The organism is Catenuloplanes japonicus (assembly GCF_000717135.1).
GTDB classification, from domain to species: domain Bacteria; phylum Actinomycetota; class Actinomycetes; order Mycobacteriales; family Micromonosporaceae; genus Catenuloplanes; species Catenuloplanes japonicus.
Map to the genome: position 1 here is coordinate 140,024 of NZ_JNXY01000029.1, position 22,263 is coordinate 162,286.

The 22,263-nt window shown below is 69.9% G+C and carries 20 protein-coding genes; 5 read left to right on the top strand and 15 right to left on the bottom strand.

Going from position 1 to position 22,263, the window contains the following annotated elements:
* Positions 1 to 8: 8 nt before the first annotated feature.
* From OP04_RS35035 to OP04_RS35050, 4 genes are all read right to left on the bottom strand, one after another.
* The gene (locus OP04_RS35035) at positions 9 to 1,322 is read right to left on the bottom strand and encodes an ABC transporter substrate-binding protein (RefSeq protein WP_033344203.1); all 1,314 of its coding nucleotides are present in this window, start codon (positions 1,320 to 1,322) and stop codon (positions 9 to 11) included.
* A gap of 62 nt (positions 1,323 to 1,384) precedes the next feature.
* Positions 1,385 to 2,284, bottom strand: coding sequence for a carbohydrate ABC transporter permease (locus OP04_RS35040; RefSeq protein ID WP_085067010.1), 900 nt, complete (start codon positions 2,282 to 2,284; stop codon positions 1,385 to 1,387).
* Entirely contained in the window at positions 2,277 to 3,203 is a 927-nt protein-coding gene (locus OP04_RS35045; RefSeq protein WP_033344204.1) for a carbohydrate ABC transporter permease, read from the bottom strand. The genes OP04_RS35040 and OP04_RS35045 overlap by 8 nt, the downstream gene beginning before the upstream one ends.
* Before the next feature lie 2,236 nt (positions 3,204 to 5,439).
* A complete protein-coding gene (locus OP04_RS35050) occupies positions 5,440 to 6,435 on the bottom strand; it encodes a LacI family DNA-binding transcriptional regulator (RefSeq protein WP_051799561.1) in 996 nt (331 codons plus the stop codon).
* Positions 6,436 to 6,524: 89 nt separating this feature from the next.
* Here OP04_RS35050 and OP04_RS53890 point away from each other — a divergent pair, with 89 nt between their 5' ends.
* Positions 6,525 to 7,181 carry a hypothetical protein gene (locus tag OP04_RS53890; RefSeq protein WP_051799562.1) on the top strand — a complete coding sequence of 219 codons (657 nt, stop codon included), beginning with the start codon at positions 6,525 to 6,527 and terminating at the stop codon, positions 7,179 to 7,181.
* On the opposite strand, the gene OP04_RS52325 is transcribed toward OP04_RS53890, so the two are convergent.
* Positions 7,070 to 7,477, bottom strand: coding sequence for a hypothetical protein (locus OP04_RS52325; RefSeq protein WP_085067012.1), 408 nt, complete (start codon positions 7,475 to 7,477; stop codon positions 7,070 to 7,072). The two genes, OP04_RS53890 and OP04_RS52325, sit on opposite strands and share 112 nt — an antisense overlap.
* Positions 7,478 to 7,572: 95 nt before the next feature.
* Here OP04_RS52325 and OP04_RS35060 point away from each other — a divergent pair, with 95 nt between their 5' ends.
* Entirely contained in the window at positions 7,573 to 8,232 is a 660-nt protein-coding gene (locus tag OP04_RS35060) for a lytic polysaccharide monooxygenase auxiliary activity family 9 protein (protein WP_198154082.1), read from the top strand.
* A gap of 206 nt (positions 8,233 to 8,438) precedes the next feature.
* Here the strand turns inward: OP04_RS35060 and OP04_RS35065 are convergent, their stop codons facing one another.
* Together OP04_RS35065 and OP04_RS35070 are read right to left on the bottom strand one after the other, a co-directional pair.
* Positions 8,439 to 8,819 (bottom strand): hypothetical protein, encoded by a 381-nt coding sequence (locus tag OP04_RS35065; protein ID WP_033344286.1) that lies wholly within the window; start codon positions 8,817 to 8,819, stop codon positions 8,439 to 8,441.
* A gap of 1,192 nt (positions 8,820 to 10,011) precedes the next feature.
* A complete protein-coding gene (locus OP04_RS35070; RefSeq protein ID WP_033344287.1) occupies positions 10,012 to 10,551 on the bottom strand; it encodes a TetR family transcriptional regulator in 540 nt (179 codons plus the stop codon).
* 94 nt (positions 10,552 to 10,645) lie between these two features.
* Here OP04_RS35070 and OP04_RS35075 point away from each other — a divergent pair, with 94 nt between their 5' ends.
* A complete protein-coding gene (locus tag OP04_RS35075) occupies positions 10,646 to 11,671 on the top strand; it encodes an NAD(P)-dependent alcohol dehydrogenase (RefSeq protein ID WP_033344205.1) in 1,026 nt (341 codons plus the stop codon).
* Here the strand turns inward: OP04_RS35075 and OP04_RS55985 are convergent.
* Genes OP04_RS55985 through OP04_RS35095 form a run of 4 tightly spaced genes read right to left on the bottom strand, consistent with a single transcriptional unit; the run spans position 11,668 to position 16,335 of the window.
* Positions 11,668 to 12,423, bottom strand: a complete 756-nt coding sequence (locus OP04_RS55985) for an ATP-binding cassette domain-containing protein (protein ID WP_232323850.1) — start codon at positions 12,421 to 12,423, stop codon at positions 11,668 to 11,670. The genes OP04_RS35075 and OP04_RS55985 overlap by 4 nt on opposite strands.
* Positions 12,420 to 13,373, bottom strand: coding sequence for an ABC transporter permease (locus OP04_RS55990; RefSeq protein WP_232323851.1), 954 nt, complete (start codon positions 13,371 to 13,373; stop codon positions 12,420 to 12,422). Before OP04_RS55990 ends, OP04_RS55985 begins: the two co-directional genes overlap by 4 nt.
* On the bottom strand, positions 13,370 to 14,407 hold the full coding sequence (locus OP04_RS35090; protein WP_033344207.1) for a substrate-binding domain-containing protein: 1,038 nt from the start codon (positions 14,405 to 14,407) through the stop codon (positions 13,370 to 13,372). Before OP04_RS35090 ends, OP04_RS55990 begins: the two co-directional genes overlap by 4 nt.
* Entirely contained in the window at positions 14,404 to 16,335 is a 1,932-nt protein-coding gene (locus tag OP04_RS35095; protein ID WP_198154083.1) for a glycoside hydrolase family 32 protein, read from the bottom strand. Before OP04_RS35095 ends, OP04_RS35090 begins: the two co-directional genes overlap by 4 nt.
* A gap of 164 nt (positions 16,336 to 16,499) precedes the next feature.
* Between OP04_RS35095 and OP04_RS35100 the strand changes: the two genes are divergently transcribed.
* Positions 16,500 to 17,531 (top strand): LacI family DNA-binding transcriptional regulator, encoded by a 1,032-nt coding sequence (locus tag OP04_RS35100; RefSeq protein ID WP_033344208.1) that lies wholly within the window; start codon positions 16,500 to 16,502, stop codon positions 17,529 to 17,531.
* A 185-nt stretch (positions 17,532 to 17,716) separates the two neighbouring features.
* Here the strand turns inward: OP04_RS35100 and OP04_RS35105 are convergent, their stop codons facing one another.
* The 4 genes from OP04_RS35105 to OP04_RS35120 form a co-directional block, all read right to left on the bottom strand.
* Positions 17,717 to 18,187, bottom strand: coding sequence for an SRPBCC family protein (locus OP04_RS35105; RefSeq protein ID WP_033344209.1), 471 nt, complete (start codon positions 18,185 to 18,187; stop codon positions 17,717 to 17,719).
* A gap of 7 nt (positions 18,188 to 18,194) precedes the next feature.
* Positions 18,195 to 19,139 carry an NADP-dependent oxidoreductase gene (locus tag OP04_RS35110; protein ID WP_033344210.1) on the bottom strand — a complete coding sequence of 315 codons (945 nt, stop codon included), beginning with the start codon at positions 19,137 to 19,139 and terminating at the stop codon, positions 18,195 to 18,197.
* Between the two features lie 71 nt (positions 19,140 to 19,210).
* Positions 19,211 to 20,176, bottom strand: a complete 966-nt coding sequence (locus OP04_RS35115) for an acetylxylan esterase (protein ID WP_033344211.1) — start codon at positions 20,174 to 20,176, stop codon at positions 19,211 to 19,213.
* On the bottom strand, positions 20,173 to 21,168 hold the full coding sequence (locus tag OP04_RS35120; protein ID WP_033344212.1) for a LacI family DNA-binding transcriptional regulator: 996 nt from the start codon (positions 21,166 to 21,168) through the stop codon (positions 20,173 to 20,175). Before OP04_RS35120 ends, OP04_RS35115 begins: the two co-directional genes overlap by 4 nt.
* A 179-nt stretch (positions 21,169 to 21,347) precedes the next feature.
* Between OP04_RS35120 and OP04_RS35125 the strand changes: the two genes are divergently transcribed.
* Positions 21,348 to 22,238 (top strand): ABC transporter permease, encoded by an 891-nt coding sequence (locus OP04_RS35125; RefSeq protein ID WP_198154084.1) that lies wholly within the window; start codon positions 21,348 to 21,350, stop codon positions 22,236 to 22,238.
* Positions 22,239 to 22,263: the final 25 nt, after the last annotated feature.

The window sequence follows — 22,263 nt, forward strand, 5'->3', positions numbered from 1 at the left end:
GTCGTCCGTCAGGCGGCGTCGATCTCGGTCTGGAGTTCCTTGATGAACGACTCCGCGGCGGCCTGCGGCGTCTTGCGCTCGAAGAGCACCTCCTCGGAGTGCCGCTTCAGGATCGCCTCGATGCCGCTGGCGCCGTTCGGCGTGACGCGCGGCGCCGGGCCGACCTTGATCGCGTCGAGGTAGTCGGCCGCGGCCTTGTCCGTGGCGGTCAGCTTCGGCGCGAGCGCGGCGCGGATCGTCTTGTTGCCCGGCACACCGCGGTCGGTGAGCAGCACGTCACCGGCCTCCTGGCTGTTGAGCAGGAAGTCGACGAAGACGGCGGCCTCGGCCGGGTGCTTCGACCGGGACGAGATCGACCAGTACATGGACGGCTTGTAGTACGCGCCGGGCGTACCCACCTTGCTCTCGCCCGGGATCTTGATCAGCCTGAGGTTCTGACCGCTGGCCGCCTGGTAGGAGGTCAGCTGGGTGTTCCACGCGGTGCCGATCGCGGTGGTGTTGGTCGCCATGCCGGACTGGTCCAGCGCGGCCGCGGCCCGCTCGATGGTGATCGACGGCTGCGGCGACACGCCTGCCTTCGCCAGGTCGAGCAGGTACTGCCAGTAGCCGGCCAGCAGGGCCGGGGGCGCGGCGACCTTGCCGTCCGGGGAGTAGAGCGACGCGCCCTGCTGCCGGAGCCAGACGTTGACCGAGCCGGTGTCGAAGCCCCAGGACTGCACGCCGATGACCTTGCCGCCGCTGGCCTTGGAGATCTGGTCGCCGACCGCGCGCAGATCCTCCCACGACCAGGTCTCGGTGTCCGGCAGCGTGACGTTGTACTGCTTGATCAGGTCCTCGTTCACCACGAACGAGTAGGCGGTGAGGCCGGTCGGGATCGCGTACTGCTTGCCGTCCACCTTGCCGGTGTCCAGCGCGGTCGACTCGATGTCCGCGGTCTTCAGGTGGTTCGACGCGGTGCCGAGGTCCAGCAGCGCGCCGCGCTCCGCGTACGACGCCAGGTACATCTCGTCCATCTGAATGATGTCCGGCGCGTCGTTCGCCGCGACCGTGGTGGCCAGGCTGTCCCAGTAGCCGTTCCAGTCCTTGAACTCACCGTTGATCGTGAAGTTCGGGTACTTGGACTTGAACAGCTCGATCACCTGCGCGGTGCGCTTGTGCCGCGCGTCAGAGCCCCACCAGGTGAAACGCAGCGTTACCGGTGTCTCGGTGTTGACGGCCGCGGCCGCGTCGCCCCCGCTGCCGCCACAGGCCGCGAGCGCGCTCGCCGCACCAACACCGGCGGCGATGGACAGGACGTTGCGCCGGGATATGCCGTTACTCATCGAATGTGCCCTTTCGATAAGAGGTCGTGAGGATTCATTCCGCCCGAGGGGCGGCTGAGCGGTTACTTGATTCCGGTGGTGGCGATGCCCTTGATCAGGTATCGCTGGCCGACCAGGAAGGCCAGGAAGATCGGCAGCAGGGAGACCACGCTCATCGCGAACATGGAGCCCCAGGACGTGGCCACCGTGGCGTCCACGAACGAGCGCAGCGCGACCGGCACCGTATACATCTGCGGGTCGGTCAGGTAGATCAGCTGCGAGAAGAAGTCGTTCCACGTCCAGATGAACGTGAAGATCGTGGTGGTGGCCAGCGCCGGCAGCATCAGCGGCAGGATGACCTGCAGGAAGATGCGCGGGTGGCCGGCACCGTCGATGCGGGCCGCCTCGTCCAGCTCGCGCGGCAGCCCGCGGATGAACTGCACCATCAGGAACACGAAGAACGCGTCCGTGGCCAGCAGTTTCGGCACGATCAGCGGCAGGAACGTGTTCACCCAGCCGAGGTTCGAGAAGATGATGTACTGCGGCACGATCAGCACGTGGATCGGCAGCATGATCGTCATCAGCATGATGGCGAACCACCACTTCTTGCCGCTGAACTCCAGCCGGGCGAACGCGTACGCCGCCATCGAGCAGGAGACCAGGTTGCCGACGATGCAGCCGAGCACCACCAGCGCCGAGTTCAGCATGTAGTGGCCGAACGGCTCCGCGAGCGCGTTCCACCCCGTGCTGTAGTTCGACACCTGCAGGCTGTCCAGCACCAGGCCGGGCGAGCGGAAGATCTCGTTGTTCGGCCGCAGCGAGCTGACCACCATCCAGATCACCGGATAGAGCATCACCAGCGCGAACAGGATCAGGGCCGCGTGCTTCACCGTGGACGTGATCCAGCCCGGGAGCACGAATCGCGGCGGGGCCGGGTCGCCCGTGGTGTCGATCGGCACGGCGCGTTCCTTCAGATCAGTCATCGTAGAAGACCCATCGCTTGGCGGCCCAGAAGTTGATCGCGGTGAACCCGGCGATGATGATCAGCAGCAGCCAGGCGAGCGCGGAGGCGTACCCCATGTCGAATCTGCTGAATCCGCGCTCGTAGAGGTAGAGCGTGTAGAACAGCGTCGAGTCCGACGGTCCGCCGGTGCCGCCCGAGACGACGAACGCCTGGGTGAACGACTGGAACGCGTGGATGATCTGCAGGACCAGGTTGAAGAAGATGATCGGCGACAGCAGCGGCACGGTGATCTTGCGGAACTGGGTCCACCTGGACGCGCCGTCCACGGACGCGGCCTCGTAGTACATCACCGGGATCTGCCGCAGGCCGGCCAGGAAGATCACCATCGGCGCGCCGAACGTCCACACGTTCAGCACGATCAGCGTGGACAGCGCGGTGTCCGGGTCGGAGATCCAGCCCTTGCCCGCGATCCCGAAGATGCCGAGAATCTGGTTGAGCAGCCCCTCCGCGCCGAAGATCTGCCGCCACAGCACCGCGATCGCCACGCTGGAGCCGAGCAGCGACGGCAGGTAGAACGCGGAGCGGTAGAACGCCAGCCCGCGCAGCCCCCGGTCCAGCAGAATCGCCAGCCCGAGCGCCGCGATCAACTGCAGCGGCACGGAGACGAACACGTAGATGAAGGTGACACCGAGCGACCGGTGCAGGCGCTCGTCACTGAACATGCGGTTGATGTTGTCCAGCCCGTTGAACTCCGGCGGCTGGATCAGGTTGTAATCGGTGAAGCTGAGCGCCAGCGAGGCCACGATCGGACCGGCAGTGATCAGCAGCAGTCCCGCGAACCAGGGCAGCAGGAACAGGAAGGCGGCCTTGTTGTCCCGCTTGCGCGGCGGGCCGCCCTTGGAGGTGCCGAGCCGTTGGAGCTCGCCCAGAGCACTCACACGACCCTCCTTCACAGTCACATGGGCAGTCTCGATATGCGCGCAAACCCCCCGAACCGGGGTGCCTCCGGCTTTTTAGTCGTAAAAGCATCGAAGGGGGGAAAGCGCTTTCCGAAGTCTGCATCGATGCTGTGACGCACGTCAAGTGTTTCGGCGGGATGACAATGGATCGTTTCAGTGGTGCGCGGCCGCAGCAACCCGCCTAGCTATCGACGTCTTTCTCTATGCTGTTCCAGGGGCGCCGGGCAGGCGCCCAGCAGCGGGAAAGCGCTTCTCTGGTTCGAACATTTCGGACTTCTGCCCATCCGTGCCTCGCCCCCCCCTGCTCCTGTCGGCACATCCCGGCGGGGTGTCCGGGTCGCGGTCCTCCCGGAAAACGTATTCCGCAGTCTCCTCAGGGGCGCCCGGTCCGTCAATACCTTCGTTTCCGGCAGATCACCGCGCGGCACCCCGGCCACCCGAGCCTGCCACGCCCACGGACCCGCACACCACGGTCGCCGAGGCCGCAAAACCGCATCAATACCGCTCGAACTCGCAGAAGGCGCCGGGGTCACGAGCCTCCGGCGTTGGGATCTCGACCCACCGCGACCAACCCGGCACTCCATGCCCGAGACTTCGACTTACTGACCTCTCGGCGTCGAGGTCCAGAGCCGCCTCGTCGACGGCACTCGTGCCGATATTTCGTGAAATAGCAGCCTGGCGGCTACGGCATCCTCATCGCCGAAACTCAGTAGCCACGTCTTGCGCGGGAGGCCCGTTTCGGGCGGCGGCACGGGAGGCTCGCTTCGGGCGCCGGCACGGGAGGCTCACTTCAGGCCCCGGCACGGGAGGCTCACTTCAGGCCCCGGCACGGGAGGCTCACTTCAGGCCCCGGCACGGGAGAAATTTCGTGTTATTGGTTGCGTTGGGTGGGATGGGTGCTGTTTTTGCCTCCGGCGGGCCTCCGGCGGGAGCGCTCCGGCTCCGGGGCAGGGTCCAAGACCTTGCAGCTGCGCTGCCGATTCCGGTGGGTGGCTGGGTTTCGTGCGGCCTGCCTGCCCCGTTTGCCATCGACCCGGGACAAGCCGAGCAGATCATCGGCAGGGCCGCCAGCTTTGATCTGTCGCACGGCGGTAGCGCGGTCCTCACGTTTGGGCGGGCGCTTTCCGCTGGTCGGCTGTGGGTCCGTGGGTGGTGCCGTTTTGAGAGTTGCGTGACGTCGCCGGCGCCGGTCGGCGTCGTGGTCGGGTTCAGGCTTGCGTCACGCGGCTTGCCGCCGGTGCGTTGGTGGCGGCCCTGCCGATGATCTGCACCCCTGCGGGCGGATCGATGGCAAACGGGGCAGCCAGGCGGTCACCACTGTGGGTGCTTGCGCTTACATAAAGGACAAAAGACTCGACCGGCGGCGGGCGTCAAGGCTGCTCAAGATCCTTGCGGCTCTGGTGGCCCTTATTCGGCCGGGGAAAGGGCCACCAGAGACGCAAGGATCTTGGATCCCGGATGGCGGAAGTGGGCTCTCGGGATGTGGAAGCGAGGCCGGTGGCGACCGATCGGGCGGGCGGCGTTTGCTGAGCTCTCGGGGGCGGCGCGAGGGCGCGATGGGCATGCGGGTCGCTATTTCGTGAGATTTCGGGTGTGGAGTGCCTGGTTGATCGCGGGGTGTCCGGACCTCGACGCCGGAAGCTGACCGGGAATCAGCCCCGCTGCGGACCGGAGCCGAAGGATCTTCATGGCTGCGAGGTGTCGCCCGGGGCTTCACGAGGACTCAGCAAGGAACCGTCGCCCCGCGGCTGACCTGGAACCGCCACCGTCAGAGATGGCCCCGGAGCCAAAAGATCATTGACGTCGGCAAAAAGGCGGTCGCGGGCGCCGCTTGAGCGCCTTTTTGCCGACGTCAATGATCCTTTCAGGCGGGCTCGGCTTCAAAGCTGTAGCTGATCTTGCTGCGGGCGAGATGTCGCGACGCTCTACCGAGCGTTTCAACGTCAGGTGAGGCCGCGGGCGGCTATTTACCGAGATCTCGGACGTGGCGCGACCAAAGCGTGCGGTCGGCCAGGGCTTGGCACCGAAAGCCTTATATGCCGAAATTTCGGATATTGGATGCGGCGAGCCGCAGATGGAGCGATCGCCAGCAGCGTGGCGACGGCGAGGCCGGCCGCGGCCAGGTCGCCTTGATCCGCGCAAGCAGCGATTGCTAGCAGGGTGGCAAGCAGGAGAAATATGCGCCCGAACAGGTGGGGCCACAACGCGCGGAGGATCAATTCGAGGGAGCCGGGGCGGCGCGGGTGCTTTCGCGGGGGATGAGGGTGCCGTGGACTGATTCGCGGCCGGGGGAAGGGGGGCCGGTGAGGAGAGCCAGGTCGGTCAGGCGTTCGCCGATGGCGGCGAACGGGAGGGCGACCGTGGTCAGGCGGGGGAAGACGTCGCTGGACAGGGGGACGTCGTCGAAGCCGGTCAGGGAGATGCGGGACGGGACCGGCACGCCGGCGTCCAGGAATGCGGCCAAGGCGCCGACGGCCACCGCGTCGTTCACCGCCATCACGGCCTCGATTCCGGTCAGTCCCGCGGCCACCAATCCTGCGGCGGCCGCGTAGCCGCCGTCGCGGGTGACCTCGCACGGCACCCGCTCCACGGTGACGGAAGATCCCAGACCGGAGACGAAGCCGGCGGTACGCGACGCGGCGAACGCGACCGACGCCGGGCCGGCCAGGATGGCGACGTGACGGTGGCCGAGTGCCCGCACGTGTGCCCCGAGCAGCGCGGCCGAGCCCTCGTCGTCAACGCCGATGGAGTCGAACGGCATGTCGATCCCGCCGAAGAGCACGACCCGGCCGCCCTGCGACTCGTAGGCGAGCAGCTCGTCCAGGAGCCGTCCGCCGGCCGTGGCCGGTGAGATGCGGCTGGACGTCAGCACGAGCGCGCGCGGGCGGAACGCGCGCACCGCCCGTACCGTGGAGAGCTGTTTTTCGGGGTCTCCACGCGTCTGGGAAACGGTGACGAACGCGTCGGCGAGGCGGGCGCGGCGTTCCATGGCGGCGACCGTGACCGCGATCGAGGAGGTGGTCAGGTCGTCGGCGATGAGTGCGATGGCGTCGCTGCGGCGGCGCATGGCGCGGGCGGCCGCGTCGGCGGTGTAGTGGAGCGCGGCGGCGGCCTCGAGGACGCGGCGGGCGTTGTCCGGGGCGACCGTGCGGTCGCTGCCGCCGAGCACGCGGGATGCGGTCGCCACGGAGACGCCCGCGGCGGCGGCCACATCGCGGAGCGTGACGGTGGGACGAGCCGGATGCGGCACCACAACCCCCTGACGAGCCGGACAGCCCAGGATATGTATACGTTGGGCCGATGATCTGGGTGGGCAGGGCGTCGAGTCAGGGCGGGCCGCTCCTTGTCTGCGAGGCGGACGCCTACGCGGAGTGGACCGGCGCCACGTTCACGGACGCGCTGGAGCTGGAGCCGGGCTGCGACCTGGCCCGCGCGCAGGCGGCGCTGTTCCCGGACGACGACGAGCTGGACGCGGCGGTGGTCCCGTTCGGCGACGGCCGCACCGGCATCGTCTGGAACATGGACGGCGAGGGCACTGCCGACGTGGGTACGACCGAGGACGGCTTCGTGATCGCGCGGTCCTGGTCGGGGCGGACCGGGCACCGCGACCACGTCGCCTCGGAGCATGCCGCCGCGGAGGAGCAGCATGTCCTGAATGTCACCACCGGCGACGGTGACCTCGTGGTGGTGTGGGCGCCGGTGCCGGTGGGCGAGGTCGGCGACTTCCGGACGCCGGAGCGGGCCCGCGCGGCGCTGCACGCACTGGCCGCCCTCCACCCTCCGGTGTCGCTCCACCTGGAGCACCTCCTCGGGGTGGGGACGGTCCTGCGCACGACGCCCGGCTCCTACGCGGTCACGGTCGGGTGGCACAAGGGCGTGGACGGACGGTACGCGAACCCGGACGACACCGGCCCGCGCGACCACGACTGCTGCTGGATCCGGTTCACGCTGGAGTAGTTGACGCCCTGCACCACCCGGACATCGTCGATGTGGATGCTGCCGTACTCGAACGCGCCCATGCCGTCGTGCAGCGGCGCGCCCGTGTGGTCGCGGCCGCCGTTGTCCACGATCGGCACGCCCGCGTCGATCGCCGGGGACGCGGTCGCGAGCCGGAACGCGTGCGCGGTCGCCGGCTGCGGCCCGACCTGGGGCGCCCGTTCCTCGAGGAGTGCGCCCTGCCACGGGGCGCCGGTGACGAGTGCCGGAAAACGTGTTCCGCACTGCGGTCCACCGTCGAGGGCGTCGATTCCCAATAAATAGATCAATTTGAATATTTGTTAATGGCGATGTAATACTGCTGGAAGCGCTCCCAAAGCGGATCTCTGCGCCGAAGAACGGAGGATGCACCATGCATGCACCCAAGCCCGGACAACCCGGCAGGCTCGGCCGGCGTGCGCTCGTCCTGCTGCTCGCCCTGATGGCCGGCGTGCTGCCCTGGGCCACGCCCGCGCAGGCGCACGGCACCATCGTCGACCCTGCCTCCCGCGCCTACCACTGCTGGCAGGCCTGGGGCACGAACCACACCAGCCCGGCCATGGCCACCGAGGACCCGATGTGCTGGCAGGCATTCCAGGCCAACGCCGACACCATGTGGAACTGGATGAGCGCGCTCCGCGACGGCCTCGCCGGCAACTTCCAGACGCGCACGCCGGACGGCAAGCTCTGCAGCAACGCGCTCGACCGCAACGAAAGCCTGAACACGCCCGGCGCCTGGAAGACCACCACGCTGTCGCGCAACTTCACCGTCCACCTGTACGACCAGGCGAGCCACGGCGCCGACTTCCTGCGCGTCTACGTGAGCAAGAACGGGTTCGACCCGGCCACCCAGCGCCTCGGCTGGAGCAACCTCGACTTCATCACCCAGACGAACAGCTACCCGCCCGCCAAGGACATCACGTTCAGCGTCTCGACCTCCGGCTACACCGGCCGGCACGTCGTGTTCGTGATCTGGCAGGCCTCCCACCAGGACCAGACCTACATGTGGTGCAGCGACGTCACGTTCGCCTGACCCGCTGAGGCCCGGACGCGCCCCCTACGGCGCGTCCGGGCCGATCCACGCCTCGGCGCGTCCGGGGGCGGCACACCTCGGAGCGTCCGGGCCGGTCGACGGCCCCGGCGCATCCGAGCCGGCCTGCGCCCCGGCGCACCCGGGCCGGTCGACGCGTCGGCGCGTCCGGACCGGTCGGCGCGTCGGCGCGTCCGGGCCGGTGAGTGTCATGCCTCGTCTGGAGCGGTGAACGACGAGACGACCTCGATCGGCCCGACGATGTGCGCGTTGAACTCGGCCAACTCCTCCGCCGGGACCCACAGCTCGACGATGCCCGCTCCCCCGGCCTGCCGGCTCGGATAGCGACGGGCGGCCTCGGTGGCGACCGCAAACCTGGTGACGTGCCCGGCCCCGGACTTCGGCACGTTCCACTCCGCGGCGATCCGGGCCGCGTAGGCCTCGTTCAGCACCGGATAGAAGATCGGCTGGTCCGGCAGCCGCGGCGGGAACGCGGCGAAGCCCGACTGAGCGATCAGTTCGAGCTCGGCCGGGCCGACCGGACGCCAGAGCGTGGTGGTGCCGTCCGTGTTCTCCGTGCGGCCGTCCAGAAGGCGGGTGATCAGCGCGCCGACCGCCCGGTCAGTCGTGGCGTCGGTCGCCGCACGGAGTGAGGGATCAGTCGACTGACTGCGCGCCGAGTCAGCATCGGGCGGGAAATCGAGCAGCGAGTGAGCATCGGGCGAGGAACCGACCGCCGAGTCAGCGTCGGGCGGGGAATCGAGCAGCGAGTCAGCGTCGGGCGAGGAACCGACCGCCGAGCCAGCATCGGGTGAAGAGCTGAGCAGCGAGTCAGCGTCGGGCGACAAATCGACCGCCGGGTCAGCGTCAGGTGAAGCGCCGACCGGCTTCGCCAGCGACGAGACGAAGACCGCGACGATGCCTTCCGTGCCGCTCAGCCAGCGCCACACGCCCAGGTTCGGGTGCGGCACGTCGGTGCAGGCCTCGGCGGGCTCCAGCAGCGCGATCGCGCGGTCCAGGTCGGCGGCGGAGAGCGGGTAGGACGCGTTGCCGCGCACGTGGCCGGTCACGGTCGCCAGGATGACGGCGGGGAGCAGGCCGTCGCCGACGTTGATCCGGGCGAAGTCGCCGCCGGGCAGCAGGATCGCGTGCGCGATCGGGGGCTCATAACCGGGGATCGCGTCCTCGAAGCGCCGCCGCGCCACCCCGATCTCCTCGACCGTGCCCCACCGCTCACCGCTGATCATGCCGACACGGTAATCGAGCAGCGCCGGGCCGTCGCCCGCAGGAACCGGGCGGGCGAATGTAGCCGGGCCGCACAGCCAGACAACTCGGCTGGATCAGCAGCCGAGCCACGCAGCCACACCACTCGGCAAGATCAGCAGCCGAGCCGCACAGCCAGACAACTCCGCTGGATCAGCAGCCGAGCCGCACAGCCACACCACTCCGCAGGATCAGCAGCCACCACTCTCCGCGCCCCCGACGCCCAGAACGGGTCGGAGCAGATAGGGCAGGTGGCAGCGCCGCGGGTTTTCGGTGACCGGCCACGGATCCGCCGGCCGCGGGAGCGCGCGGAAGGTGATCACGCCGGGAGCGGGAAATCCGCTTTTACTGCTTTCGCAGCAGCCGCAGGCGCGGGTTCGCCTCCCGCCGTGGTAGACGCCGTCGCGTCCGGTGGCCGTCAGGGTGAGGCTGTGCCGGATCCTCGGGCCGCTATTTCCCGAAATTTCGGGCGCGGAGCGCCCGGTTGACCGCAAGGATCCGGACCTCGACACAGGAAGGTCAATCGGGGTTGATGATTCTCTGTACCGCGGTTTTGATCGCGCGGCGGTGGGCCGCGGGGTCGGGGGTGTCGAGGGCGCTGCGGCTGAGGTCGAGGATCAGGGTGAGCAGGGTCCGGGGCGGGAGCGTGGCGTCGACGAGGCCGCGGCGCTGGGCGTCCGCGATGGCCTCGGTCTTCTCGGCGTCGGCCTTGCGGACGACGTCGGCGGACATGCCGTGGCCGTCGCGTTCGAGCGCGTCCCAGCGCTGGAGGCGCAGCAGTTCGGGGTGGGCGCGGAACTCGTCCCAGAGGCGGGCGATGTAGCCGGGGAGGTCGTCCGCGTCGACCGGGACGTCGTTGGTGGTCTGGACCACGATGGTGTCGAAGACGGCGTCGAAGAGCTGGTCCTTGTTGCCGAAGTACTTGTAGATCATGGCCTTGTTCGCGCCGGAGGCGGCGGCGATGCGGTCGACGCGTGCGCCCGCGATGCCGAAGGCGGCGAACTCGGCGATGGCGGCGTCGAGGATGCGGCGGCGGGTGGCGGCGGCGTCTCCGGGCATGATCACGAGTGTAGTAGGTAACTAGTTGGTTGCCTACGTGGCCACCTTCGCCCTAGGGTAGCCAACCAGTTGGTTACCTGAGGGAGATGCTGACATGCCACGCACCATCAACGCCTTCGCCGCCCTCGAGCGCGGCGGCCCGATCCGGCCCTGGACCTACGAGCAGCGCGACGCGCGGCCGCACGACGTGCGCATCGAGGTGCAGTTCTGCGGCGTCTGCCACACGGACCTGCACTACGTCGGGCCGTGGGGACGCGAATATCCGGTCGTGCCGGGGCACGAGACGGTCGGCCGGGTCGTCGAGGCCGGCGGCGCGGTCACCACGCACGCGGTCGGCGACCTGGTCGCGGTCGGCCCGATCGTCGACTCCTGCCGCGAGTGCGCGGCCTGCCTGGCCGGCGACGAGACGCTGTGCGTGACCATGGCGACCGCCGCGTACGGCGCGCCGGACCGGCACGGCGACGGCCTCACCCGCGGCAGCTGGGCCGAGCAGGTCATCGTGGACGAGCGGTTCGTCTACGCGGTCCCGGACGGGCTCGACCCGGCCTGCACGGCGCCGCTGCTCTGCGCGGGCAGCACCGTGTTCGCGCCGTTGCGGCACTGGAACGCGGGGCCGGGCCGTACCGTCGGGATCGTGGGCCTCGGGGGTCTCGGGCACCTGGGCGTCAAGTTCGCGCGGGCGATGGGCGCGCACGTGGTCGCGTTCACCACGTCCGCGTCGAAGGCGGAGGACGCGCCGGCGCTGGGCGCGCACGAGGTGGTGGTCACCGGGTCCGGGGAGATGCCGGTCCGGCGGCTCGATCTGATCGTCGACACCGTGCCGGCCGTGCACCCGATGACGCCGCTGGCCCAGGCGCTGGCCACGGACGGGACGCTGGTCAGCGTCGGGTTGCCGCCCACGTTCGACGTGGCGCCGTTCGCGCTCGCGGTCGGGCGGCGGTCGATCGCGGGCGCGGGAGCGGGCGGCACGCGGGACACCCGGGCGATGCTGGAGTTCGCCGCCGCGCACGGCATCACGGCGGACATCGAGGTGCTCGGCAGCGGTGAGATCAACACCGCGCTGAAGCGCCTCGAGGCGAACGACGTGAAGTACCGCTTCGTGATCGACATGAGGCGTTAGGCAGCGGCCGCTCCCGTCATGATGGCGACGCCGTCGGACATGGTGTGGGTGGCGGGGGTGATGACGGCGGCGCGGCGGGCCAGGCGCTGGATGTGGATGCGGTCGGCGACCTGCCAGACGTGCGGCATGTTGTGGCTGATCAGGATGACGGCCAGGCCGCGCTCGCGGAGCCGTTCGACCAGCGCGAGCACCTGGTTGGACTCCTTCACGCCGAGCGCGGCGGTCGGCTCGTCCAGCACCACGACGCGGCTGCCGAACGCGGCGGCCCGCGCGACCGCGACCGCCTGCCGCTGGCCGCCGGACAGCGACTCGACGGCCTGGCCGAGGTTCTGGATCGTGTCGATGCCCAGGTTGCGGACGGCCTCCTCGGCGCGGGCGCGCATGCCACGCTTGTCCAGCATGCGCAGTGCGGAGCCGAGGAGGCCGGGGCGTCGCTGCTCGCGGCCCAGGTAGAGGTTGGCGGCGATGTCCAGCGCGGGTGCGACCGCGAGCGTCTGGTAGACGGTCTCGATGCCGGCGGCCTGCGCGTCCGAGGGGCGGCGGAAGGTCACCGGTTTGCCGGCGACCGCGATCGTGCCGGAGTCCGGGACCAGCGCGCCGGTCAGGCACTTGATCAGGGTGGACTTGCCGGCGCCGTTGTCGCCGATCACGGCGAGCACCTCGCCGGCCCGGACGTCGATGTCGACGCCGTCCAGCCCGACCACCCGGCCGAAGCGTTTGACCAGGTCACGGCCTTCCAAAGCGACGCTCACGACCTCACCCTCCTGATCCACTGGTCGACCGAGACCGCGCCGATGACCAGGACGCCGACCGCGAGCAGCCGGTACTGGTTGTCGACGCCGGCCAGCGACAGGCCGACCGCGAACGACTGGACGATCAGCGAGCCGAGCAGCGTGCCGGTCAGGCCGCCGCGGCCGCCGAACAGGCTGGTGCCGCCGATGACGACCGCGGTGATCGACTCCAGGTTCGCGTTCGCGATCGCGTTCGGGCTGGCGGCGCCCGCACGCCCGATCAGCACCCACGCGGCCAGGCCGTAGAGGAGGCCGGCGACGGCGTACACGCTGAAGAGCACGCGGTTGACCCTGATGCCGGCCAGCCGGGCCGCGTCCGGGTCGTCGCCGACCGCGTAGACGTGCCGGCCCCAGGCGGTCTGGCCGAGCGCGAAGCCCACCACCAGGTACATCGCGGCGACCATCAGCACGCCGGTGGTGATCCGGAAACCACCGATGTTGATCACTTCCCCGGTCCAGGTGAGCAGGTCGGGAAGGCGTGCGCCGGGGACGCTGCGCCCGCCCGTGTAGATCAGCACGGCCGCGGTGACGATGCTCAGCGTGCCGAGCGTGACGATGAACGGCGGCAACCCGATCCTGGTCACCAGCAGGCCGTTCAGGCATCCGGCAGCGAACCCGGCCATGATCCCCACAAGCAACGCCACAGATGGGGGTACGGAGAGCATCGCGGCCAGCATCGACGAGAGCACCGCGATCGCGCCCACGGAGAGGTCGATCCCGGCGGTCAGGATGATCAGCGTCTGGCCGATCGCGAGCGCCGCCACGATCGCGGTCTGCTGGACCAGCAGCGACAGCGCGGCCGGCGCCGCGAACCGCTGGTTCAGCACCGTGAAGACCACGCAGGTGAGCAGCAGGATGACGGCCGGGCTGATCGACGGATGCCGGTGCAGCAGGTCGTGGACGCGTCTCACCCCCAGCACTTGGCCGCGCCCTGGGTCGTGTCGATGCTCTGCACGCCGTCGGCCGGCGTGTCCGTGACCAGCGCGACGCCCGTGTTGAAGAAGTCCAGGCCGTCGCTCGGCTTCGGCTTCTCGCCGCCGCGCGCGATGGCCGCGATCGCCTTCAGCCCGTCCGCGGCCATGACCAGCGGATATTGCTGGGAGGTGGCGTCGATCCGGCCCTCCTTGACCGCGTTCACACCGTCGCAGCCGCCGTCGATGGAGAGGATGAGCGCGTCCGTGTTGCCGGCCGCCTGCAGCGCGCCGTGGGCACCGGCCGCGGCCGGCTCGTTGATCGTGTAGACCACGTTGACGGCCGGGTTCTTGGTCAGGCAGTTCTCCATCGCGGTACGCCCGCCGTCCTCCGCGCCGTTCGTCGGCTCGTTGCAGACGATGGTGTACGTCCCGCCGCTGTACGAGCCGGTCGGAGCCTCGTCGCCGTTGCGTTTGGGGTCGCCCACCGCGATGCCCAGGCCGGTCAGGAAGCCCTGGTCCCGGTTGTAGTCCACGGACACGATCTTGTCGTTGAACAGGTCCAGCATCGCGATCACCGCGGGCTTTCCGCCAAGCGACTTCGCGGTCCAGGCGCCGATGAGCTTGCCGGCCTCGAAGTTGTCCGTGGCGAACGTGATGTCCACCGTGCTCGCCGGGTCCGGCGGCGTGTCCAGCGCGATCACGTAGAGGCCGGCCTCGCGGGCGCGCTCGATCGCGGGGTTCACGCCGGGGCCGTTCGGTGTGATCAGGATGCCGTCCTGGCCGGCCGCGATCGCGTTCTCGATCGCCTGGATCTGGCCGTCCTCGTCGCCGTCCTGCCGTCCGGCCGCGACGGTCAGGTCCACGTTCTCCTTGGTGGCGGCCTCCTTCGCGCCGTTCTGCATGGTGACGAAGAACGGGTTGCTGGAGTCCTTGGTGATCAGCGTGACCGCGACCGTGTCGCCGTCCCCGCCACTCTCTCCGCATCCGGCCAGCAGGGTGGCCGCGATCAGCGCGATCGCCAGGCGTTTCATGGCTTTACCTCCACGTTCTGGAAGATTCCGGTGCCGTTGAAGACGTTCAGGCCGAACTGGCCGCCGGGAATGGTGTCGTCGGCCGCGTCGATCACCGGCGTGGCGCCGCCGTCGAGATAGACCTGGATCCGCGCGCCGGCCGTGACCACCTTGAGGTGATAGGTGCGACCCAGAACCACATCGAGGGGGTACGTGGCGATGTCCCGGCCCGGCCGCCACAGCTTGACGACCTTGGCGTGGGCGTCGATGTTCGCGGTGTAGTGCCGGTCCGCCTCCCGGTCGGCGCGGAACGTGAGCGCGGCCGCGACGCCGGACTCCAGCCGGACGTCCGCCTCGTAGGTGAAGTCGGTGCCGGAGCGCGTGTTCAGGTAGAACGCGTCGCCGTTGCTCTTTCCGAGTTTGCCGCCGCTGACGTCGGACCAGGCGCCGGAGTCCGCGTACCACTTCCCGCCCAGGTTGTCCTTCAGTGTGGACTCGCCGCCCCAGATCGCGCCGAGCTGGTGGACCGCGAGCCGCTCCAGCCGGACCCGGCCGTCGGTGAACAGGGCCAGCGTGTCGTCGCCGGGAAGGCTGTCGAAGTTGACGTTCAGGCTCTTGTAGACGCGGCCGTTGTTACCGAAGATCTCCAGCTGGCCGCGGTCGACCAGCAGCCGGATCGTCACCCGGTCCCCGATCGGGGCCATCGGCACGCCGTCGAGCGTGCGGGTGGCCGGGTCGTAGACGACCTCGCGGTCTGTCCAGCCGTCCGGGCCGAGGCCGAGGCGGAACCCGAACCGTTTCGCGTCCGCCGGGCTGAACTCGGCCTCGACCTCGTAGGTGTCCGCCCGTACCCCCTGGAGCAGTGCGGCCGCGGAGCGGGCGTCGAGGGTGCGGGCGTTCCAGGTCTGGGTGCCGGTGCGCAGGCGGGCGATCTCCGCGACCGGGGTGCTGACGATGCGCGGTGTGCCGTCCACGGTCTGCAGTCGCATCTCGACCGGGAACGAGAGGTTGCCCGTCCACACCGTGCCCGCGTTGCGCCCCTGCCAGGCCATGGAGACGACCCGGTTGTCCGGCATGTTCGCGAACGTGAGGCCGGCGTACCAGTGCCCGCCCGCGCCGCCCTCGCCGTGGTTGATCCGCTGCGGCTGCGGCCGGTCCGTGCTGAACGTGGTGCCGTCGAACGCGCCGACCACGTGCTCGCCGCTGCCGTCACTGAGCACCCAGCGCTGTCTCCCGGTGTCGCCGTCCAGCGGCATGCGCACCATGTCCGGGCACTCGAACAGCCAACCGGCCCGGTACCGGGACGCGAACGTCCAGCTCAGCAGGTTGGTGGAGGTGTAGAAGTCGACGCCGTTGCCGCCGTTGTCCGACCAGACGACCATGCCCCAGCGCTGGGTCGCGGGATCCCAGAAGACCTTGGGGTCGCGGCTGGTGCCGGCCGGCGTGACGAGCTTGCGCCCGTTGTCGTAGGTGCGGAACGTGTAGCCGCCGTCGGTGGAGTAGAACGCCGTGACGCCGTTCGTGCCGGAGTAGACCACGATCGTGCCCGCGCCGAGGCCACTGGCGTTGCGGGTGTCGACCACGCCGCCGCCGGACCACAGGTCGCCCGGGTGCACGCCCGGCTCCAGCGCGATCGGCTGCTGCTTCCAGTGCACGAGGTCGGTGCTGGTCGCGTGGCCCCAGTGCATGGTGTCCCACTGCAGGCCGTGCGGGTTGTGCTGGTAGTAGACGTGGTAGACGCCGTTGTGGAACAGCGGGGCGTTCGTGTCGTTGAGCCACCCGCCGCGCGAGCTGAAGTGGAACTGCCCGCGGTTGTCCTCCTGGTAGTTGGTGGCCGGGTAGGGGAACTCGGGGTAGTCCTGCGGGGTCCCTTGTGCGGCCTCCGCCGCTGTCGTCGCCGACCCGCCGAGCATCAGCAGCGCGGCCATGACCACAAGCATTTTGTGCATACGTCATCCCAGCTCTCGTCGTCGGCGCCGGTGCGTGTGCTCGTTTTGACAACCTTGTCAGGCAGTCTCGGCATTAATTAAACGCATGTCAATACTTGATTTCCTCGATATTTCCGATGCTAGGCTGACATGCTTGTCAGGCCACCGGCTTCCGGGAGGACCCGTTGGAGCACCGCCCCCGGGCGACGCTGCGCGACGTCGCCGCCATGGCGGGCGTCAGCATCAAGACCGCCTCCCGCGTGGTCAACGGCGAGGACGGCGTCCGTCCGCTCAAGACCGAGGCCGTGCTGCGGGCCGTCCGGCAGCTCGACTACCGCCCCAACCTGTCCGCCTCCACGCTGCGCCGCAACGGCGGCCGTACCGCCGCGATCGGCATGGTCCTGGAAGATCTGGCCAACCCGTTCTCCGGCGCCCTGCTACGCGCCGTCGAGGACGAGGCAAACCGCCGCCAGGTCCTGATCATCGCCGGCAGCGCCGACGAACGGCAGGACCGCGAACGCACCCTGGTCCGCGCGTTCAGTGAACGCCGCGTCGACGGACTGATCATCGCGCCCGTCGGCGAGGACCAGAGCCACCTCCGCGCCGAGACCGAGGCCGGCACCCCCCTGGTCTTCGTCGACCGCGAGCCCCAGGGCCTGCTCGCCGACTGCGTCCTCTCCGGCAACGAGTCCGGCGCGGCCGACGCCATCCACCACCTGGCCGCCGTCGGCCACCGCCGCATCGCCTACCTCGGAGACCTGCGCGCCATCCCCACCGCCCGCGAGCGTTTCGCCGGCTTCCAGCGCGCCAGCCTCGAACTCACCCTCCCCTGGACCCCCGCCCATCACATCCACGACCTGCACACCGCCGCGGCGGCCGACGACGCCACGGTCCGCCTGCTTCGCTCCGCCGACCCGCCGACCGCGCTGTTCACCAGCCAGAACCTGGTCACGCTCGGCGCGATCACCGCCCTCCAGCGACTCGGCCTGCAGTCCACCATCGCGCTGGTCGGCTTCGACGACATCCCCACCGCCGACCTGCTCCGCCCGGCCGTCACCGTCATCGCCCAGGACCCGCCCCGCATGGGCCGCGTCGCCGCCGACCTCCTCTTCACCCGCCTCGACGGCTTCATCGGCCCCCCACGCCGTACCGTCCTCCCCACCACCACCATCCCCCGCGGCTCCGGCGAACTCCCCCCGCCCCTCAGCCCTTCCTGACCCCCGCCTCAGCGAGAGCCGCCACCACCCGCGTCCCGCCGCGAGCGAGCACCCTCGGCAGCCGACGCCCCACGCCCGAAATTTCATGACATGGCGGGCGGCCCGTCGGGGCTCGAACGCGACCCAGAACCCCAACACCACCGATAACACGAAATTTCAGGCGCCCCCGCGCCCGCACCGCGACCTCACAGCGAGTCCAGCACCACCGGATCGACGCAGCCCCGGGCGTACCCCTGGATGCGTTTGTGGATGTCTCTGGTCAGCAGCCAGACGCCGATCGGGTCGGCGAGCGGCCGCAGCCAGGCGGGGCGGCATCGGAAGCTGTAGCGCCAGGTCGCGACCGTGTGGCCGGGGACGGCGGCGGGAGCGAAGCGCCAGCCGCCGGCGAACATCTCGAAGAACCACGGGCCGCGCACCATCTTCATGCCGACGTTCGTCGGCGGCGCGTAGGACACGTATTCGCTGATCATCGCGAGGCCGTGGCGCGACCGGGTGAACGTGCGCACGCCCTTCCCCGGCCGCGCCGCCCCGTCGAGGAGGTGCTGGCTGCGGACGAACGGATCCCAGCGGTACCGCACCGGGGCCACCGTCTGTGACACCGCAAAGGCCACATCAGGGGGTACGGGTACGGTCGCGCTCGCCTCCACCACCGGCATCAGGCCATTACACCACCAGGACGAGCTTGCCGGTCGTCCGGCCACGCTCACCGAGCGTATGCGCGGCGGCGGCCTCAGCCAGCGGGAACGTGGCCTCGACCTGCGGCCGCAGTGCGCCCGAGGACGCGAGCGCGGCGATCGCGCGCATGCCCGCATGGTCCGCCTCGACGATCAGGCCCGCCACGCGCACGCCCCGCGCCGCGCCCGTCGCCACGTCGCCCGCCCAGTCGCCGTTCAGCACGATCGAGACCAGCGTGCCGCCGGGGCGCAGCACGTCGAGCGAGCGGGTGCGCACGTCGTCGCCGAGCGTGTCCACGACCACGTCGATGTCCTTGGCCGCCTCGGTGAAGTCCGTGGTGCGGTAGTCGATCAGCTCGTCCGCGCCGAGCGAGCGCAGCAGGTCGTGCTTGGGCGCGCTGGCGGTGCCGATCACATAGGCACCGCGCGCCTTCGCGATCTGCACGGCCAGGTGCCCGACGCCGCCGGCCGCGGCGTGGACGAGCACGCGCTGTCCGGGCTGCACCTGCGCGGTGTCGACCAGCATCTGGTAGGCGGTGAGCCCGGCCAGCGGCAGCGCGGCGGCCTCCACGTGGCCCACCGAGGCCGGCTTGTGCGCGAACGACCGGGCCGTGGCCTTGGCGTACTCGGCGTAGGCGCCCACGCCGTACGGGTACGGCAGCATGCCGAAGACCTCGTCGCCGGGCGTGAACAGCGTCACCCCGACGCCGACCTCCTCGACCACGCCGGACACGTCCCAGCCGAGGATGCGCGCCGGTTCGCGGAGACGCAGCGGCCCGGCGCGGTGCTTCCAGTCGGTCGGGTTCACGCCGGCCGCGTGGACCCGGACGACGATCTCGCTGATCCCGGCGACCGGCTTAGGCAGCGCGACGACCTGCAGCACCTCCGGCCCGCCGAAGGAGTCCTGGCTGACCGCACGCATCGTGGTGTTCATGCCTCCAAGCCTCGCGGATCACCCGGGCGGCCACAACGACACGATCGACATCTTTCGCAAAGATCGTGCCGTCACCGCGGGTCCGGCGGCAGGTGGGCCGCCAGCCATTCCAGTTGGTGGGCGACGTGGAACGCGTCGCCTGCCTCGTGGCCGTTGAACGGGTACGCGTGGATCTCCTTGTCGGTCCGGGGCCCGCCGTACGCGTTGAACGCCGCGTACGCCCCGGTCGGCGGGCACACCGTGTCCCGCAGTCCGGTGCCGAAGCAGGCCGGCGCGGACGACCGCCCCGCGAACGTGACCCCTTCCACGTACGACAGCGTGTCGAACGCGGCCGGGGTCAGGTCCCGCCGCACCGCCAGGTACGACGCGATCTCCCCGTACGGCGACGTGTCGACGTGTGACAAGGCGTTGTGGATGTCGCACAGGAACGGCGACGTGACCAGCAGCGCGGCCAGGTCCGGCACCAGCCCGGCGACGGCCAGCGCCACTCCCCCGCCCTGGCTGTTCCCGAGCGCGGCGACCCGCGACGGGTCGACGCCGGGCAGCGCCCGCACCGCGAGCACGGCCCGTACCGCGTCCGTGATCAGCCGCCGGTAGTAGTAGGTGTCCGGCGAGCCGATCCCCCAGGTGACCGGCCAGGGCGCGTCCGGCGCCGCGCCCGGGTCGGGCGTGTCACCGCCGTTGCCGTAGCGGCCGCCCTGCCCGCGCACGTCCATCAGCAGGTGTGCGTACCCGGCCGTCACCCAGGCCAGCCGCTCGTGCGGGAAGCCGCGCCCGCGGCCGTAGCCGGGGAATTCGACGATCGCCGGGATCGTCACGTCCTCGATGAACGACGGGCGGGAGTACCAGGCGCGGATCGGGTGGCCGCCGAAGCCGGCGAACGCGACGTCCCAGGTGGAGATGAGGCGCAGCCGGGTCGGGACGCGGGTGGCGGAGAGCAGGACCGGGCCGGGGCGGTGCAGCGTGGAGGCCCAGAACGCGTCGAAGTCGGGCGGGACGAGCACGTCCGGGGCGTACCCCTCGAGGTCTTTGATCATGACGGCGGCGCCGTCGTCTCCCGCACCACCAGCGAGGTGACGAAGTCGATGCGGCTGGCCTGCACCGGCACGCCCCTGGCCAGGTCGAGCAGCATGCGGGTGGCGGCGCCGGCCATCTCGCGCAGCGGCTGGTTGACGGTGGTGAGCGCGGGCCCGATCCAGGCCGCGGTGGGCAGGTCGTCGTAGCCGATCACGGACAGGTCCCGTGGCACGGACAGGCCGAGGCGGGCGGCGGCGCGGAGCACGCCCATGGCCTGCATGTCCGATCCGGCGAAGATGGCGGTGGGCCGGTCGGGGCGGTCCAGTAACGCCAGTCCGAACGACAGGCCGGCCTCGGCCGTGAAGTCGCCGTATCGCACCAGGTCCGGGTCGACCGGGAGGTCCGCGGACTCGTGCGCGAACCGGTAGCCGGCCACCCGTGCCTGGCTGCACAGCACGTCACGCGGGCCGGAGACGACCGCGATCCGTCGGTGGCCGAGGTCGAGCAGGTGGCGGGTGGCGAGCAGGCCGCCGTTCCAGTTGTTGGCGCCGACCGTGGGCACGCGCGCGGACGTGGCGCTGTCCGTGTCCACGATGACCAGCGGGATGCCACGCCGGTCGAGCTGGATGCGCTGGGCCTCGGCGAGCGCGCAGAGCACCATGAGCACGCCGAGCGGGCGGCGGGACATCAGGCGGTCGATGCGGGCGCGGTCCGGTCGGTGGCTGCCGTCGAGGTGTGAGACGACGACCGGCGTGCCGTCCGGCTCCGCGACCGCGCTGACGCCGCGCAGGATCTCCATGGCCCACACCGAGTCGAGTTCGTGGAAGACCAGGTCGATGTGGCCCGCCGCGCGGCGGGTGGTGCGCCGCTGGTACTGGTGCCGTCGCAGGCTGGCCTCGACGCGCTCACGCGTGGCCGCGGCGACGTCGGCGTGACCGTTGAGGACCTTGGAGACGGTGGTGACGGACACGCCGACCTCCGACGCGATGAGCGCGATGGTGGGCTGCGTCATCGGAAGTTTCGGTCACGATCAACAACCATGATCAACCCCAAGATCCGTCGAGGGTACGGGTAAAGCCTGTCTACACCCTCGCTCTTTCTATATCGAGACCTTGACATGTGTAAATATGCAGCTTAAGTTCCCGGCAGATATACCGGTTGTCGGACCGAAAGTTTCGGAAGGGGGCACCCGTGACCACCACGCGACGGCCCTGGCGCCGGGACTGGCAGCTCTACTCGCTCGCCGTGCTCCCGCTGCTGTTCTTCCTGGTCTTCCGCTACGCGCCGATGCTCGGCAACGTGATCGCGTTCCGCCGGTTCCGGCCCGGCGGCAGCGTGTTCGGCGAATATTGGGTGGGCCTGCGCTACGTCACGATGTTCCTGGCCGACCCGGGCTTCTGGCAGGTCTTCACGAACACGCTGATCATCGGCGCGCTCACGCTGGTGATCTGCTTCCCGCTGCCGATCGTGCTGGCGCTGCTGCTCAACGAGGTGCGCATCAGGAGCCTCAAGCGCTTCGTGCAGTCCGTGTCCTACCTGCCGCATTTCCTGTCCGTCGTGATCGTGGCGGGCATGATCGGTCAACTGCTGTCCGTGGACGGCGTGGTCAACGCGCTGGCCGGCACGGAGATCCCGTTCCTGCAGCGACCGGAGTGGTTCCGGACAATTTACGTAAGCTCCGAGGTCTGGCAGACCGTCGGCTGGGGCACGATCCTCTACCTGGCGGCGCTGACCACGCTGGACGAGGAGCTCTACGACGCCGCGAAGATCGACGGCGCCGGGCGGTGGCGGCAGACCTGGCACGTCACGCTGCCCGGCATCCGGCCGACCATGGTGACGCTGCTGATCCTGAACATCGGCACGTTCATGGCGGTCGGGTTCGAGAAGGTGCTGCTGCTCTACAACCCGCTCACCTACCCGACCGCGGACGTGATCCCCACCTACCTCTACCGGCTCGGCGTGGTCAGCGGGAACTTCAGCTACGGCGCCGCGATCGGGCTGTTCGAGGCGTTGATCGGGCTGATCCTGGTGTTCAGCGCCAACGCGATCAGCCGCCGCACGGTCGGGACGAGCCTGTGGTGAGCCGACGCATTTTTCACGTCGTCAA

Bases quoted from the DNA above. Each gene is read 5' to 3' on its own strand.
- OP04_RS35035 (WP_033344203.1), bottom strand. From the start codon at position 1,322: ATGAGTAACGGCATATCCCGGCGCAACGTCCTGTCCATCGCCGCCGGT.
- OP04_RS35040 (WP_085067010.1), bottom strand. From the start codon at position 2,284: ATGACTGATCTGAAGGAACGCGCCGTGCCGATCGACACCACGGGCGAC.
- OP04_RS53890 (WP_051799562.1), top strand. From the start codon at position 6,525: ATGATCTGGGTGGGCAGGGCGTCGAGTCAGGGCGGGCCGCTCCTTGTC.
- OP04_RS35060 (WP_198154082.1), top strand. From the start codon at position 7,573: ATGCATGCACCCAAGCCCGGACAACCCGGCAGGCTCGGCCGGCGTGCG.
- OP04_RS35070 (WP_033344287.1), bottom strand. From the start codon at position 10,551: ATGCCCGGAGACGCCGCCGCCACCCGCCGCCGCATCCTCGACGCCGCC.
- OP04_RS35075 (WP_033344205.1), top strand. From the start codon at position 10,646: ATGCCACGCACCATCAACGCCTTCGCCGCCCTCGAGCGCGGCGGCCCG.
- OP04_RS35090 (WP_033344207.1), bottom strand. From the start codon at position 14,407: ATGAAACGCCTGGCGATCGCGCTGATCGCGGCCACCCTGCTGGCCGGA.
- OP04_RS35095 (WP_198154083.1), bottom strand. From the start codon at position 16,335: ATGCACAAAATGCTTGTGGTCATGGCCGCGCTGCTGATGCTCGGCGGG.
- OP04_RS35105 (WP_033344209.1), bottom strand. From the start codon at position 18,187: ATGCCGGTGGTGGAGGCGAGCGCGACCGTACCCGTACCCCCTGATGTG.
- OP04_RS35110 (WP_033344210.1), bottom strand. From the start codon at position 19,139: ATGAACACCACGATGCGTGCGGTCAGCCAGGACTCCTTCGGCGGGCCG.
- OP04_RS35115 (WP_033344211.1), bottom strand. From the start codon at position 20,176: ATGATCAAAGACCTCGAGGGGTACGCCCCGGACGTGCTCGTCCCGCCC.
- OP04_RS35120 (WP_033344212.1), bottom strand. From the start codon at position 21,168: ATGACGCAGCCCACCATCGCGCTCATCGCGTCGGAGGTCGGCGTGTCC.